Origin of the sequence: Streptomyces sp. 1222.5, from assembly GCF_900105245.1 — a bacterium.
Taxonomy (GTDB): Bacteria; Actinomycetota; Actinomycetes; order Streptomycetales; family Streptomycetaceae; genus Streptomyces; species Streptomyces albidocamelliae.
This window is the reverse complement of record NZ_FNSZ01000001.1, coordinates 3,075,803-3,092,422: the sequence shown is the minus strand read 5'-3', so window position 1 is coordinate 3,092,422 and position 16,620 is coordinate 3,075,803. Positions and strand designations below refer to the sequence as shown.

General features: G+C 69.6%; 7 protein-coding genes and 3 pseudogenes. 8 read left to right on the top strand and 2 right to left on the bottom strand.

Annotated features, from left to right (window positions below; genetic code table 11):
• Together BLW57_RS13765 and BLW57_RS42295 are read right to left on the bottom strand one after the other, a co-directional pair.
• Positions 1 to 180, bottom strand: coding sequence for a DUF397 domain-containing protein (locus BLW57_RS13765; RefSeq protein ID WP_371127857.1), 180 nt, complete (start codon positions 178 to 180; stop codon positions 1 to 3).
• Positions 181 to 285: 105 nt separating this feature from the next.
• Positions 286 to 511: pseudogene (locus BLW57_RS42295) on the bottom strand (multiprotein-bridging factor 1 family protein); the annotation flags it as partial.
• A 180-nt stretch (positions 512 to 691) separates the two neighbouring features.
• On the opposite strand from BLW57_RS42295, the pseudogene BLW57_RS42290 reads away from it, so the two are divergent.
• From BLW57_RS42290 to BLW57_RS13715, 8 genes and pseudogenes are all read left to right on the top strand, one after another.
• Positions 692 to 1,141: pseudogene (locus BLW57_RS42290) on the top strand (ATP-binding protein).
• A gap of 92 nt (positions 1,142 to 1,233) precedes the next feature.
• Positions 1,234 to 2,529, top strand: a complete 1,296-nt coding sequence (locus tag BLW57_RS13750; protein WP_093474727.1) for a DUF262 domain-containing protein — start codon at positions 1,234 to 1,236, stop codon at positions 2,527 to 2,529.
• Positions 2,526 to 3,713, top strand: coding sequence for an AAA family ATPase (locus BLW57_RS13745; protein WP_093474726.1), 1,188 nt, complete (start codon positions 2,526 to 2,528; stop codon positions 3,711 to 3,713). The genes BLW57_RS13750 and BLW57_RS13745 overlap by 4 nt, the downstream gene beginning before the upstream one ends.
• A 48-nt stretch (positions 3,714 to 3,761) precedes the next feature.
• Positions 3,762 to 4,715 carry a hypothetical protein gene (locus BLW57_RS13740; RefSeq protein WP_093474724.1) on the top strand — a complete coding sequence of 318 codons (954 nt, stop codon included), beginning with the start codon at positions 3,762 to 3,764 and terminating at the stop codon, positions 4,713 to 4,715.
• Positions 4,716 to 4,804: 89 nt separating this feature from the next.
• On the top strand, positions 4,805 to 11,575 hold the full coding sequence (locus BLW57_RS13735; protein WP_093474723.1) for a DEAD/DEAH box helicase: 6,771 nt from the start codon (positions 4,805 to 4,807) through the stop codon (positions 11,573 to 11,575).
• Positions 11,572 to 13,839 carry a UvrD-helicase domain-containing protein gene (locus BLW57_RS13730; RefSeq protein WP_093474721.1) on the top strand — a complete coding sequence of 756 codons (2,268 nt, stop codon included), beginning with the start codon at positions 11,572 to 11,574 and terminating at the stop codon, positions 13,837 to 13,839. Before BLW57_RS13735 ends, BLW57_RS13730 begins: the two co-directional genes overlap by 4 nt.
• A 399-nt stretch (positions 13,840 to 14,238) precedes the next feature.
• Positions 14,239 to 14,754, top strand: a pseudogene (locus tag BLW57_RS13725) (transposase); the annotation flags it as partial.
• A gap of 975 nt (positions 14,755 to 15,729) precedes the next feature.
• Positions 15,730 to 16,215 carry a restriction endonuclease gene (locus tag BLW57_RS13715; protein WP_176985572.1) on the top strand — a complete coding sequence of 162 codons (486 nt, stop codon included), beginning with the start codon at positions 15,730 to 15,732 and terminating at the stop codon, positions 16,213 to 16,215.
• Positions 16,216 to 16,620 lie beyond the last annotated feature (405 nt).

The window sequence follows — 16,620 nt, the reverse complement described above, 5'->3', positions numbered from 1 at the left end:
TCAGCCCTGGGCGGCGAAGTTGACGAAGTCGTTCCACGCGGTGGGGGAGAGGGCGAGTTTGGGGCTCTGTCGGTTCTTGGAGTCCCGCACGTGGATCGCTTGCGTGCCCTGCGCCACCTCAACGCAGGCGTCACCCTGCGAGCCGCTGTAGCTGCTCTTGAACCAGGTCAGTTCGGACATGCTCATAGCGCTCCTCGCAATCGCTTCAGCAGGACTGCGGAGGGGGGCAAGGCCTGCGGGCGCAGTTTCGCATACCGCTGCTGGAGCAAGCTGATCTCCTTTGCGCGTGTTGCCCGTCGCCGTCTCCCCGCGCTCCACGAAGTCACGGTCGGGCATGCGGCGCCCCAGCTCGACCGAGGCCCACCGTGTGCCTCGAGAAGCGGACCAGGTTGGCGAACTCCTCGCGGCTGAGGCCCGCGTGTTCCCGTAAGGCCTGGACGACGGCGCCGAACGTGCGCAAACTGTCCGAGACCCCGGGCTCGCCGCAGCTTCCCAACGGCCGCCCCGCCATCCGTGTTCTCGTAGGCCACCACAAGCCACCTCCCGCGCACCGGTCACGCCGTACCGCTTCTGACTCGCTCCCATAGTCACGCTCAGCGACAAGCACTGTCCACTCTGTGTGTGCGTGCACTGACCCAGAGTACGCAGGGCGTCCCTGGTGAACGCCCCGAACCGCCGCCAGATTGGGCACATGACGCCACCGTCCCCCACAACCCGCCGGGAGCCCGTCACCGTACGTGTGTTCGCCCAGCGATTCAGTTCCACCCCACGCGGAGCCCGTCTCGCCCGTCGCCTCGTGCTGCACCATTCGACGCCTGGGGCGTTCCGTACGGCAGCGAGGCGTCCGACACCGCCGCGCTGCTCGTCGCAGAGCTCGCGGCCAACGCCGTCACGCACGGCCGTGTCCCCGGCCGGGACTTCGTCGTCGCCGTCCGGCTCCTCGGCCGGACCCTGCGTATCGAGGTCTCCGACACCCAAGGCGAGCGCCGGCCACCGGCACCCGGCGCGGCCCGCACTCCCGCCGCTCGCGGAGACCGGCCGGGGCCTCCTGCTCGTGGAAGCCCTCGCTGACCGGTGGGAGGTAGTGGACCGTCTCCCCGTCGGCAAGACGGTCGTCGCCGAGCTGGACCTGCCAGGCTGACCGGCCCGGACCGTCGCGCTGACATGCCGTAAGTCCCGTCTATAGGCTGGGCCGGGAACGGCATTGAGTGGCGGCGGAGGGTAGCGGGGACCATGACGGACCTGGAGGGCAGCGCCGACGGCCGGGGTGTCGGACGAAACCGGGAGGCAGGAGTCCGGGGGTACGCCGTGGCGGGGGACGTCGACGAGCCGGACGCGCTCCTCCTGCCGCTGGGGGCGCCCCTCGAAATCGGGTCCGACGGCCGGCCGACCGGCGTGGAGCTGGAACTCCCGGACGACGAGGAGGGCGGGGACGGCGAGGAGTACAGCGACGCTGACGGCGTCTCGGCCCCGTTCCGGCCCGACAGCATCAAGATCCACACAGAGACCACCACGGTGGACCTGCTGCTGTCCCGGCTGCGGGAAGGCATGATCGACCTCGCGCCGGACTTCCAGCGCCGGGCCGGGATCTGGAGCGACCGCGCGCAGAGCCGTCTAATCGAGTCGCTGCTGCTGCGCATCCCGATCTCCAACTTCCACATGGCCCAGGACGATGAGGACAAATGGGCCGTGGTGGACGGCGTCCAGCGGCTCACCGCCATCGCCCGGTTCATGGAGCCGGGGCTGACCAACCTCGGCCCGCTGACCCTCCGGAGCCTGGACTACCTGTGGAGGTTCGATGGCAGCACGTACCAGGACCTGACCGGACGGTTGAAGATTCGGCTGCGCGAGACCCAGCTCACCGTCCACATCCTGCAGCAGGGCACCCCAGAGGCCGTCAGGTACAACGTGTTCTCCCGGATCAACACCGGTGGTGTGCCGCTGGAGCCGCAGGAATTGCGGCACGCGCTGGTGCGGGGGCCGGTCCGGGAGTTCCTCGCCGACCTGGCCGAGGACCCGGCGTTCGGCGAAGCCACCCGATGGAGCGTGTCCAACGAACGGATGGCCGACCGGGAGATGGTGCTCCGCTTCCTCGCCTTCCGTCTCACGAATCCGGCCAGGCACGAGGAGAAGGACTTCGACAAGTTCCTCATCGATGCGATGTACAAGGTCAACGCGCTCACCGACGAGCGCCGCGAACAGTTGGCACGGGAGTTCCGGGTGGCCATGCGGTGCGCGCGGGACCTGTTCCTTGACCATGCCTTCCGCAAGTGGCGTGGAGGCAAGCGCAGTTCACCCGCCATCAACAAGGCACTGTTCGAGACGATCTCCGTCCAACTCGCGCTTCTCGATGATCAGGAGCGGGCCAGGCTGGTAGCGTCTCGGGAGAAGGTGATCGCCGGGTTCGTCCAGCTCATGGGCGACTGGGACTTCGACCGGTCGATCTCCGTGGGCACAGGGGGCCCGACGAAGATCCGCACCAGATTCAATGCAATGGCACGACTGTTCCGAGGGGTGGCAGAACAGTGATCGACCGTCTGACGCTGCACAACTTCAAGGCGTTCCAGGACGCGTCACTGCCGCTGGGCCCCCTCACCCTCCTCACCGGACTCAACTCGTCCGGCAAGAGCAGCGTTCTGCAGTCGATCGCCCTGCTGCGCCAGTCGTACGAGGCGGGCGACCTCGACGTCTCCTCGCTCCTGCATGAGGCGCGAGCGGTCGGATTCCAGGGGGAGGTCGGAAACCAGGGCTTCCTGCTCAACGGCGAACTTGTCGGCCTCGGCACCGGAGAGGACGTCCTGCACGAGGACTTCACGGAGGACGAGCCGCTGATCGGACTCGGCGTGGACGAGGGGCCGTACCACTACGGCTGGACCGTCGCGTACGAGGCAGAGCAGAACCTGCTGCCGCTGCGGGACGTGGAGTCGCCGCTCACCTCGGAGGGAGCCGCCGCGCCCACCGGACCCGAGGCCGTGACTCCTTCGTTCCTCACCGCCCCCTTCCAGTACCTGCACGCCGACCGGATCTCGCCCGCCGAGTTCTACCCGCGCGACCATCACGCCGTCATGGGCCGCGGCTTCCTCGGCGTACGCGGCGAACACACCGTCAACTTTTTGCGCATCCACGCCGATGACACGGTCCCGGCGGGCCCGCTGCGTCATCCGGGGACCGGGTCCGACCTGCTGCGCGACCAGGTCGCCGCCTGGATGGGTGACCTCTGCCCCGGCGTGGACATCCAGGCGGACGCCATCAAGGGCGCCGATGCGGTGAGCCTCTCGTACGGGTTCCAGGGATCGCTCGGCGCCACTAAGCGCCGCCGTCCCAGCAACGTCGGATTCGGCCTCACCTACGTCCTACCGATCGTGGTCGCCTGCCTCACCGCCCGGCCCGGCTCCCTGGTCCTCCTGGAGAACCCGGAGGCACACCTCCACCCGATGGGGCAGACCCGGATGGCGGAGCTGGCCGCGGCGACCGCCGCGCAGGGCGCTCAGGTGATCATGGAGACGCACAGCGACCACGTCCTCAACGGGGTGCGGCTCGCAGTGAAGAGGGGGCGGATCACGCCCAGCCAGGCGGTGTTCCACTACTTCCGTGGTGACGGCACCGGCGTGGAGGTCGTCAGCCCGCAGGTCAACGGGGACGGCAAGCTCGACCAGTGGCCCACCGGTTTCTTCGACGAGTTCGAGAACACGCTTGACCAGCTCATCGGCTGACACCGCACACGGAGCGGCCGGCACACGGATCGTGGCGGAGGGGGACACATGCCGCACCTGTTTCTGAACGAGAGGTCCTGCGGGACCACAGCCGACCCGGACCGGGTCAACCGTGCCATGAACGAGATGGTCGCGGCCATACTCGCCATGGCCCGTGCGGACCGGAAGGGCACGGCGCTGATCACCCACGCGGACAGCCTGCTGGTGTTACAGCTCGCTCAGGGACACTCGATCAGCAAGTGGATGGGCGCCCCGGGAACCGACAGGGACGCACGGGGGCGGCTGAAAGAACTCGATGACAAGTCGCCTTTCAGGACTGTCTTTCCCAAGGGCGAGACCTATTCCGGCCTCGAATACCGGCACGGCGGTGAGGTCGTGGAAGGGTTGGGCTGGGCGCATGAGCTGGGCGGCATAGGTGTCTCCCTGCCTCTGGAAACGCGCTGGGACGCGGACCGGCTCACCCTTGAACGCGAGGAACTGCTCGACGGCGGGGACGGAGACGCGGGTGCGGAGCTTACCGAGGCCGAGGTGCGGCACGCCGCACGCGCCGAGCACGTCGACACCCACCTGCCGTGGATCCGGCGCGGAGCGAACTCCGCCCGGCAGAAGGCTGTCGAAGGCCTGCGCTCCGGCACCGAACTGTGGAGCCTGAAGTCGGACCTGTTCCCGCTCCTCCAGTTCACCCGGCTCTCCGAGCAGCACTTCGCCGCACTTCCCGAGGTGTGGGTGCGGCCGGTGGGCGAGCGGCTCGGAGAACTCCAGGACGCCGTCAGCGACTGGGATCCGGCCCGGCAGCCCATCTGCCCCCAGTGGCGTTCCTACGTCCGCACCGAGTTCGAGTCCCGTCGGCGTCTGTGCTGGTTCCCCGACGACGATGGCAAGGACGAGCTTTTCGACTGGCACTGCGACTTCCTGCCGTCGCCGGGCCGGATGCACTTCCGGCTGCTCCACGAGGAGCGCACCCTGCGCATCGCGTACGTCGGACGGAAACTCGGCAAGTGATCCGGGCCGGAGCCGGACGGCCGCCCCCGTTACCGTAGACCGGTGAACGGCCGCCCACCGGCCCCACCAGCACAAAAGGAGGACCGCGCGTGCGTCCCACCCTCGCCGCCGACCAGGTACGGGACAGTCTGAGCCAGTACCTCGCGACGACGTACGCGCTGGCCGACGAGAGCACGCGCCGGGCCCTGGAGAACTTCCTCGGCGACCCCGAGGACGGCATCTTCCGGGGGCCCTACCTCCGCGTCCGCACACCCTTCCGGACCGCCGACGGCACGGACTGGAAGCGGCATCTGACCTGGTACCCCGACCTGACCCCGTACCGGCACCAGGAGCGGGCCTGGGAACGGCTGTCCACGCTGCACGGTCCGGCGCGGCCCACCCTCGTCACCACCGGCACCGGGTCCGGGAAGACCGAGTCGTTCCTGATTCCGCTGATCGACCACTGCTACCGCGCACGGCAGGCCGGCCGGGAGGGCGTCAAAGCGATCCTGCTCTACCCCATGAACGCGCTCGCCACCGACCAGGCCCACCGCATCGGCGAGCGGCTCGGTGACCCCAAGGACACCCGGCTGCGCGATGCGGGCGTACGGGCCGCGCTCTACATCGGCGACACACCGTCGCAGGAGTTCAAGCAGGCCAACCCGACGATCACCGTCGACCGGGACGAGATCCGGCGCGCCGTACCGGACATCCTGATCACCAACTACAAGATGCTCGACCTGCTCCTCCAGCGGCCCGAGGACCGGCGGCTGTGGCAGGACCCGGCGCTCGCGTACGTCGTCCTCGACGAGTTCCACACCTACGACGGCGCCCAGGGCACGGACGTCGCGATGCTGCTGCGCCGCCTGGGGTCGGTCACCGGGCACGCCGAACCAGGCCGCCCACTGGGGCCGGTCTGCCCCGTCGCCACCTCCGCCACACTCGGCGAGAACGGCGCCGGCAGCGGCCGAGTGGGAATGAGGGAAGTCGCCGAGCAGGTCTTCGGCGTACCGTTCCCGCCCGACGCGGTCGTGGGCGAGGACCGGCGCTCCACCAAGGACTTCACCGGCGAGAGCGATTTCAGTCTGCCGTTCCCCTCGCCCGAGGAGGTCGACGCTCTCGGCGACCCCACCCGTGACGCGGGTGCCATGGACGACCTCGTGGCCAGGTTCACCCGCCTGAGCGGACCGAGTCCCGAGGACCTCGGGGCCGTGCTGCGTCGGCACCGGCTGACCGCGGCCGTCCTGGAGATCCTCGACGGCACCCCGAAGACCCTCGCCGAGATCACCGAGGTACTGCCCCGCTACGCCTACCACTGGGGCGTGGCTGTACAGCAGCGCCCGCGTCTCGCCGCCCGCGCCCTCGCCCGCTACGTCGCCCTCCTGTCGTACGCCCGCGACCCGGAGCACCCTGGACGGCCTTTGCTGTCCATCGAGATCCACCACTGGGTGCGCTCCGTCTCCCGCGTGCTGCGCGGCATCGGCGTGGCGCGCGCCGAGTTCCGCTGGGACGACGAACGGGTGACCTCCCGCGGGGCCCTGGCCCGCAAGGACCCGGGCCCGGCCGCCCAGCGCTCCCCGTACGACGGGGAGGAGCCGGCCGTTCCGCTCGACGCCGCCGGACAGAGCGCCGTACCCGCCGACGACAGCGCACCGCCGCCCGCCGAGGTCTTTCTGCCGGCCGTGTTCTGCCGCGAGTGCGGACGCTCCGGCTGGGCCGCGTACTCACCGGAGGTCGACCCCGCCGAACTCGACCTGAACGCCACGAAGATCCGCCGCGCCTCGGTCGGGCGCGACAAACGGCGGGTGCGCAACATGATCGCCGCGACCCCGCGGGAGGTGCACCAGGCGGCCTACGGGGCCGGGCCCGAGCGCCGGCGCGGCGGATCCACCGTCATGGTCCTGGAAGGCAGCGGCGGACGGCTGCGGCCCCTGTCGCCCGAGACCGACTTCATCGACGCGGAGGGTCCGGAAGGCGCGGACGGGCCGCGTCGGCCACGGGCCCTGCACAACGCCGCGTTCGTCCACGCCGACCTCGCGGGCGACCGGGCCGCCGAACGCGACCAGTGCCCCGCCTGCCACACCGCCAACTCCATCCGCTACCTCGGCACCGGCCTCGCCGCGCTCGCCGCCGCCGCCATCACCCAGCTCTTCACCGGCGGCGAACTCGACAGGAACCTCAAGGAGAACAAGACTCTCCTCTTCAACGACTCCGTCCAGGACGCCGCCCACCGCGCCGGATACGTCGCCAGCCGCTCCTACACGTTCTCGCTGCGCGCCCTCCTCGCCAGCCGCATCGACGAGAACGAACCGATCACCCTGAACGACCTGGCCGCCGACCTGATAGAGGACGTCGTCGACAGCAAGGCCGTGCAGGCCGCCGTCATCCCGCCGGACCTGCACCCGGTGCGCGGCGTGGACACGCTGCTGTCCGGCCGCAGCCGCGGCTCCCGGCCCACGTGGGAACTGATCGCGCAGCGCCTGGCGTTCGCCACCGTCATGGAGTTCGGCCTGCGGTCCCGGCAGGGCCGCACCCTGGAGCTCACCCGCACGGTCGCCGCCGACGTGCCCCTGACGGACCCCGATGCCGTGGCGGACCTCGTGCGAGAGCTCCTGCTCACCACACCCGGAGAGATCGCCTTCGCGGACGGGTCGGTCCCCGGGCCCGACCAGTACGTCGGATTCGTGCGCGGTCTGCTGGAACGCATGCGCATCCGGGGCGCCGTCCGGCACGCCTGGCTGGACCCCTGGCTGGACCAGGCCGGAGTACGCCGATGGGCGATCTGGGGCGGGCGCGAGACCGGGATGCCCGCCTTCCCCCGGGGCGTGTCCGCGCCCGCCTTCCTGCTCGGCACCCCCAAACAGGGCAGCGAGGACTTCGACGTACTCACCGGCCGCCTCGGCTGGTACCAGGACTGGGCCGTACGCTCCCTCGGCCTGCGACCGGACACGGCCGGCGCCTTCCTGACCCGGCTGCTGCCCGCGCTCGCCGACCTGGGCGTCGTCTCCGTACGCACCGCGCTCGACGGCGCCACCCGCGTCTACGGACTCCAGCCCGGCCACATCCAGGTCCGCAAACTCGCCGACGACACCGTTCCCGACGCCACCGCGCACTGTCCGCAGTGCTTCTGGGAACAGACCGTCCATCCCGACCTCGCCGACCAGTGGCACGGCCTGCCCTGCCCCCGCTACCGCTGCGACGGCATCCTGAACACCGGCCGCGACCTGGACAGCGGGCTCCGCCAGCGGGACTTCACCGACGACTTCTACCGGCGCATGTACCGCGAGGCCGGTGTCTTCACCATCAACACCGCCGAGCACACCGGCGCCCTCAGTCGCGCCCGGCGCGAGGCGGTGGAGAAGGCGTTCCGCGACGGCACCGACGTCCACTACGCCAACCCGCAGGTGCTGTCCTGCACCCCCACCCTCGAACTCGGCATCGACATCGGCGACCTCTCCGCCGTCGTCCTGGCCTCCCTGCCCAAGGCCCCGGCCAACTACATCCAGCGCGTCGGACGGGCGGGCCGCGCCACCGGCAACGCCTACCTGCTGACCATGGTCGACCGGGGCCCGCGCGACCGCTACTACCTCGAGGAACCCCGGCTCATGATCGCCGGGGACGTCCTGCCGCCCGGCTGCTACCTGTCCGCCGCCGAGATCCTGCGCCGCCAGTACCTGGCCCACCTCCTCGACCTCGCGGGCGCCGGACGGCTCACCGCTCCCGACGGGACGCCCTTGCGGCCGCTGCCGGCACGCGCCACCGAGCTGTTCGGGACCTCGGCCTGGCAGGCCGAGTTCACCGAAGCCGCCCTCGCCGACGGCCCCCGGCTCGTACGGGACTTCCTGGACCTCTTCCCGTCGTACGACGAGACCCGTGGCACCGGCGTCGACCCGCAGGCCCGCGCGGCCCTCGTCGCCTACGCCACCGACCCGGGCGAGGAGGGACTCGGCGGTGCCCTGGAATCGGCGCGCCGACGCTGGGAGGACCGCCGCGCCGAACTCCAGCGCCGGACCGAGGCCATCGACCGGGCGCACGGACTGCTCGTCGCCGGCGACCCCGACCACGAACGGCAGGGCCGCGAACTGCGTGCCGAACGCCGGGACGTGTCACGCGTCGCCCGCGACATCGCCCGTACCACCGCGCACGGCGCGCTCGTCGATCTCGGTCTGCTGCCCAACTACAGCCTGATCGACTCCGCCACCGAACTCGAAGCCACTCTCACCTGGACCGAGAAGACCGCCGACGGCCGGCGCGAGAACCACAACAAGACCATCCCCCACCGTCGTCCCGCCCGCCTCGCCCTCACCGAGCTCGCGCCCGGCAACCACTACTACGCGCAGGGCTACAAGCACCGCGTCACCGGACTGGACATCGGCAGCCCCGGCCGCCCGGCCTGGCTCTGGTGGCGGATCTGCCCCGACTGCGGTCATGTCCGCACCCACCGGGCCGAACAGGACGCCTCACTCTGCCCCCGCTGCCGCTCCGCGGCCATCGGAGACGTCGGCTGCCTGCACAAGGTGCTCGTACCGCGCCGCGTCACCTCCCGGGACGAACGCGACGACGTCCGCGTACGCGACGACAGCGACGAACGGGAGCGACGGCACTACACCGTCGTCCCCGCCGTCGACATCGACGCGCGCGATGTCGAACAGGCCTGGAAACACCAACACGTCACCTTCGGCTGGGAGTTCACCCGCCAGGCGCACATCCGCCACATCAACGTCGGAGCCACCCGGGTGGACGGCGGCACCGACACGGCCTTCGCCGGACGGGAGATCCGCCTCAACCCCTTCTGGGTGTGCGACGCGTGCGGCTTCGCCGACCCGGACGGCGGACCCGCCGCGCACGACGCGGGCGACACGTCCGCGACCGCCAGGTACCACCGGCCCTGGTGCCCCAGGCGGCGCGCCGATGCCGCCACCGCCCGACGGGGCGAACGGGTCCTGCTCGCCCACGAACTGCGCACCGACGCGCTGCGCATCCTCATCCCCGCCGTCACCGCCTACACCCAGGAACGCCTCGCGTCCTTCAAGGCGCTGCTGCTGGCCGGGATCGCCCGCAGCTACGGCGGCGACCCCGACCACCTCGCCGTCGTCACCGACTCCATGCCCGACGAGGGCGGCGAGGCCGCGCACCGCCGCCACTTTCTGGTGCTCTACGACACCCTCCCCGGCGGCACGGGGTATCTGCACCGCCTCGCCGACCGGGACGGACTCAAGGGCGTCCTGGAGGCCGCGCGCGAGGTCGTCGAGACCTGCGTGTGCGTGACGCAGGGCCGGACCGCCTGCCACCGCTGCCTGCTGCGGCACGTCACCGACAGCGAGTACGAACTGGTCTCCCGCGAGCACGCCCTGGACATGCTGGGAGACCTGTTGGGCCGGACCGCCGACGGGTGGAGCGTCGAACCGGTCGCCACCACGCGGGACATCACCCTGGTCCTCCAGGTGGAGAGCGAACTGGAGGCACTCTTCCGGCGCGGGCTGCTGGAGTGGGCCGAGCAGGTGGACGACGTCAGCGTCCGCACCGCGCTCACCGCCGACGGCACCAGGGACACCACCCTGCGCTTCACCGCGCCCGACGGCACCGTCCGCGGATGGCGGATGGAGACCCAGACCCCGCTCGGCTTCACCCGGCCGGACGTGGTCTTCCGCAGCACCGACGACGACCGCCGCGTCGCCGTCTACCTCGACGGGTACCGCTACCACGCGAGCCCCGCGCACCTCACCGCCGAGGAGGACACGGCCAAGCGAACCCGGCTGCGCACCGAGGGCTGGCAGGTCTTCCAGCTCACCTGGGACGACGTACGGGCCTGGACCGGGCAGGCCAGGCCGCCCGCCGACCCCGCGTGGAAGCCGTACCCGAACACGGCGCAGAAGGCCGCCATGGACGTCCACCGGCGCATGCACGCCGGAGACACCCGCGACCTGCCACGCCTGATGTGGGCCAACCCGGTGGACACACTGATCGGCTACCTCACCGACCCCGACCCCGGCCTGTGGCGGCGGCGCACCCAGAGCACGCTCGCCGGCTTCGCCGCCGTGTCGGCGACCAGCAGGGCCCTGGCCGACGGCGAGGACATCGCACGCAGGATCGGCGAGGCGCTGCACGGGCGGCGGCTCTCCGGGGGACACGGCGCCGTCCAGGTCATGGCGACCCGGGACACATCGGGATGCCCGCTCACCATCGTGCTCGACCTGCGCCGGGGACAGACCGGGGCGGTCTGGACGGCGCTGACCGTACTCGACGACGACACGGACACGGCCGCGGCGGACGAGGCCGCCCATCGCAGGCGCTGGCAGGCATGGCTGTACTGGAGCAACCTGCTCCAGTTCCTCGACGCGGGCGAGGGGGACGGAGTTCAGCTCACGACGGGCCTGCTGCCCGGATTCGACCCGGCTGAACTGGCGGTCACCGGGGGAGCCGGATGGCTCACCTCGCAGCGCCAGGCGGACGAAGCGGTGGCGCACGGGCCGGTGCCGGAAACGGACCGAGCGGGCGCCGCCGAGCAGGCCCCCGCGGCCGTACGCGATCCGGCCTGGGACGAGGTCGTCGAGTTCCTCGTCGACGATCCCGGGCTGTCCGCACTCGCCGGGGAGCTCGCCGACCGGGGTCTGCCCGCGCCGGAGGCCGGCTACGAGCTGGGAGCAGCCGCCTGGCCCGCCGAACTCGCCTGGCCCGCCCCGCGCGTAGGCGTCGTCCTCGCACACCGTCCGGACCCGGTGACCGGACGGGACATCGACGCCGAACAACGGGACCGGGCCTACCGGGAGGCGGGCTGGCAGGTCCGTACCGCGACGGAATGGGACGCCGACGAACTCGCCCGGCTGGTGAACGGCGACGCACCCGGGGCGACGAACGAGCACGAGGAGAACGAGCGATGACGGTCACCGGCACGCCGAGGACGGGCGTGACCCTGCGCCTGCTCGACAAGGCCGACAAGGAAATCGTCAGGCTGGACCGCGCGGTCCTCGGGGCGTTCTACAAGTTCCAGCACGACTTCCGCCGCAACCCCGATGCCCCCGGGTTCCAGCTCAAGCAGTTGGAAGGCCACGACCGGCTCTGGTCGGCGCGCGTCAACCGGGAGTGGCGGGCCCTGATGATCCGCCTCGGCGGCGACGACTGGCTGCTCGTCTCGGTCAAGCACCGCAGCCACGTCCACCAGAACCTGGACCGGTTCAACTACGGCATCAACCACATCACCGGCGCCATCGAGTACGTCGACCTCCAGGTCGTCGAGGAGGGCGCGCTCCGCCGTGAACTCACGCCGGAGCATGCGGACGCGCAGGGGCCTTCGGGCGTACCGGAGCCTGCGGATAAGCCCCTCTTCGCCGCGTACACCGACGAGCAGCTCGCGGACCTCGGCGTCGCCGGGCCGCTCATCCCGCTCGTCCGGAAGCTCACCACGGACGACGAACTGCTCGGTCTCGCCGAATACGCCCCCCGCCACACCGGGGAAGTCCTCCTCCGGCTGCGCGACGGCGTCCCGTACCAGGAGGTCATGGAACTGGTCACCGCGCCCGTCGCCGTGACCGAGCCGGAGAAGAACCTCGACACCGACGACTGGCAGGCGGCGCTCGACCGCTCCCAGACCGTGGTGATCACCGACGACGAATCACTGCAGAGCATCCTGGAGGAGGGCGACTTCGGACGCTGGAAGGTCTTCCTGCACCCCACCCAGGAGAAGCTGGTCCACCGGCGCTACTTGGGCCCCGCGCGGGTCGGCGGCGGCCCGGGGACGGGCAAGACGATCGTCGCCCTCCACCGCGTGTGCCATCTGGTGCGACAGCTCCCGCCCGGCCGCACCAGGCCCGTCCTGCTCACCACGTTCAACCGGAACCTCGCCGCGGACCTGCGGTCCCGGCTGCTCTCCCTCGGCGGACCCGAGGTGCTGGCCCGCGTCGACATCACCCATGTCGACCAGCTCGCCACCCGCATCGTCAGCGAGGCCGACCCGGGTAACGCGAAGCGGCGGATCGACGACACGGCCGCGCTGCGCGAGTGGCGGGCGCTGCTGGTGGAGGCCGGGGAGACCCGCTGGAGCGCCGAGTTCCTCAGCGACGAGTGGAACCAGGTGATCCTCGGCCAGGCGGTGACGTCCAGGAGCGAGTACTTCACCGTCCGGCGGGCCGGGCGAGGCCGCAGCGTCACCCGCGTCGAACGTGCCGGCATCTGGCAGCTCGCCGAACGCTTCACCCAGCGTCTGGAGACCAAGGGACTGGAGACACACCGGCAGGTCGCGGAGCGCGCCGCACGGCTGGAGACCGCCCGCCGGGCCAGGATCGACCGGCTGTCGGAGGAACGCGAGGAACGCGGCGGTCCTGAGAACCGCCACGTCGAGGCTGGCTCCGGTGCCCGGCTGAACCACCGCTACCGGCACATCGTGGTCGACGAGGCCCAGGACCTCAGCCCCGCCCACTGGAAGATGCTGCGCGCCATGGCGCCCGCCGCCCCCGACGACATCTTCCTGGTCGGCGACACCCACCAGCGGATCTACGACAACCAGGTCACCCTCGGCAGCCTGGGCGTCCACATCCGCGGCCGTTCCTCCCGACTGACCCTCAGCTACCGCACGACCCGGGAAATCCTCCGGGCCGCCGTCCGGGTCCTGGACGACGTCGACTACGACGACCTCGACGGCGACGTCGACACACTCGCTGGATACCGATCGGTCCTCCATGGTCGGCCCCCTTCGCTGCGCGGCGCCCGGAGCTGGGACGAGGAGATGGATCTCGTCGTGGAGCAGCTGCGGGCCTGGCACGACGTCCCCCGCGAGTCCACGGCCATCTGCGTCCCGACCAACGACATGGTCACCCAACTGGCCGACCGCCTCGCCCGCCGCGGCATCACGCCGACGGAAATCACACCGGATGGGCCGCGCGGCGACCAGGGCGTCCACATCGGCACCATGTACCGCTTCAAGGGACTGGAGTACCGCTGCCTGATCATCGCCGGGGTGGCCGAGGGGCTCGTTCCCCGCGCTTCCGTAGACGCTTGGGAACACACGGATCCGAGCCGTCATCAGCGAGAGCTGCACCGGGCGCGCTCGCTGCTCTTCGTCGCGGCGACCCGTCCCCGTGACGCACTCGCCATCACCTGGCACGGTGAGCCGAGCCGGTTCCTGACGCCGTTGCTTCCGCCCAGGTGAGGAGAGGTACGCCCTTCATCAACGTCGGAATGTCACCCCCAGCCCACGCAGTGCACTCGTTTCATTGGGCTGCACCGCTGCGCCGCGGTTGGCGCTCGCCAGAGGTTGGACCATAGCGGCCAGCAGCGCGTTCTTTTCCTCAACCCTGAGGGCGCGGTCTCATTCCTGCAGTTGGCGGCACACAGACGAACGCTAGCTTCACCTTTACGCTCGACGGGCGTCGCATCCAAGATCGCACACGAATAAGACGGAAGATACGGCCCGCAACGGTGGGGTGACCGACAGGCCTGTCGATGGTGACACCAAGGAGTTCGGCACGACGGGCTCTGGGACTTCACCCGCCCAGGCCACCGGGGCGAGTCACGAGAAGAAACCGGAGCTCGTGCGACCCGGTGCAGCCATCTCGCACCGCTGCTGGCCATCTCGCCCGCGCGTCGGCCCCGCAAGGACACCGTCTACATCGTCGACGGCACCCTGGTACCCACCCGCGACCGCGGTGTCGCCGCATCCAGCAAGAACTACCGGTACTCGACCAACCTGCAGGTCGTCATCGACGCCAACAGCCGCCTGGTCGTGGCCATCGGTCTCCCGCTGCCCGGCAGCCGCAACGACTGCCGGGCCTTCGCCGAGTCCGGCATCGATCGGGTTTGCCGCGGCGCCCCGACCCTCGCCGCCGGCGGCTACCAAGGCACTGGCCTCCTCATCCCGCACCGCAAACGACGAGGCCAGAGCCACCTCAGCCCGTCGCAGGAGGCAGAGAACGCCGTCCATCGCCGGGCACGAGCGCGCGTGGAACACGCCCTGTCGCGGTTGAAATACTGGAAGATCCTGCGGGACTGCCGGCTCAAAGGCGACGGAGTTCACCAGGCCATGCTCGGCATCGCCCGGCTGCACAACCTGGCTCTCACTGGATAACTCACACCTCATACGGGACAACCTTTAGTTCAGCATGGCTGCAGACGGCTGTTCTACGCCAGAGAGCTGGGTGCATGGGGTGCGGGAGAGCCGCACTTTGCCCATGGACCGCTTGCTCCCGAAGCAACTGGGACGGGGGTGCTGTCTTGGGCTGCTGCGCGTCGCGCCTGCGCTGATGGTCCATAGAGGGTCGCGCTCCTCCGCCGGTGTTCGTCGGCATTGTCACGCAGTTAGACACTCACCGCGGCTCCGGCCCACTTCTTGTGGCGCTTGCTCGCCCTCTTCTTCAGCTCGGCTTGGCCGCGCTTCGTCCAGTCACCTTGGTGGCGGTAGCAGCGCGATGTGCCCTTGACTGTCTCGTTCTGGCAGCGACCGCCAGCTGCCGTTGGCCAACCGCACTTCCCTTGCTTCCACTCGCCCACCGTCCACCCCCGGCAGTCCGGCTCACCTGTCGATAACCAGCGTGCGTGCCTGTGCAGACGCAGGGGAGAGCGCATGGCAGGCGGCACCCGGGGCCCCACGCGCACGCGGTCAGTACATCCGGCGCATGTCTTACGTCGATGTCCCTCTCGATGCGGTCGAGAGGGACATCGACGCCTGAGTGCCGCCTCTCGCCTTGGGAAGCTGCGATCACCAGCCGCCGGTCTGGATGCTGACCTGAGCGAATGGCAGCGGTGAGGCTTCGGCAGGTGATTTCCTGCAACTCCCCTCCCCTATCCCGCTGTCAGTCCCCCCTGCTAGCTTGCCTGGCGGAGTGAAACACGATCAGTGAACCTTCGAGGTCCGCGGTCGATAGGAAGCGTTGGAGACCGTCGACGGCCTCACGAAGTGAGGATCGACGATTGGGTAGGGCAACGAGATGACACCGGAACTGGCTAAGGGAGAGCTGTGACAGTTCGACGGACCCGACAAGTTCAGCCTAAACCAGATAGAGAAGCTCTTTGGCTTGCGTACGAGAAGCGAATTAAGGAGTTGGTGGGCACCTTAGAAGAGAGCGCATCGGTTACACACAATGCGAAGATCAAGGGATTGCTTAGTGAGGTGGGAAGGCAAATTGATGTACTGGTTGAGGGGACGTTTGCGGGATCACCAACCCGTCTCGTCGTCGAGGCCAAGCGCCGTGGGCGCAGGGTCACGATCGAAACTGTCGATGGGTTCGTTGGCAAGCTACTAGACCTGGGTGTCGAGCGAGGAATAATTTATTCCAGTCGGGGCTTCACTGAGGGTGCGCTTCGCAGGGCAAGTAAACAGAGAAATCCGACTATTGGTCTTGAGCAATTTGACGAGGTGTCCGTTAGGCTGGCCTACGTTGCCGATCGCGTTTGGGATGCCGTGCCGCTTCAGAGCCCTGCTCAAGCTAAGGAATACGCGGTTCGGAGAATCATTTCCGGCCCTGTTGTCGATACGTACGAAGAGTTTCTGAGAGGGGAAGGGTTTTTCTGTAGATTCAGTATGATTTGAATTCCTATCCCGCTTTCCCCCTTCTTCCCTGTTATGACAGCGCTGAGGACTTACGCGCTGTTATCACGGGTCAGCTGTCGTGACTTGCTCTGGTCGACGGAGCCGGTAGCGTGGCTGAGGCTCGTAGGGGTGCAGCGAGACACACGCGTGCGTGATCGGTCGGCGTTCTCACCGTCGTGGCTGACTGTCGTCGACTGAGGGTCAGACCGGGTGCATCGAGGATGCTCGCCGTTAGCTGGGCGCGCAGAAGCTGGGCCGTCCCTGGGCTGGCGGAGGACGCTCGGCAGTGGCCAATGACGACCCACGTGCACCATAAGGCGCACGGGGCCACTGTTCGTGACCTGCCCACGGTTGGGGGCGCTACCCGCCCCGCGCCGCCGGCGCCACTGTCGGAGACATGATTTG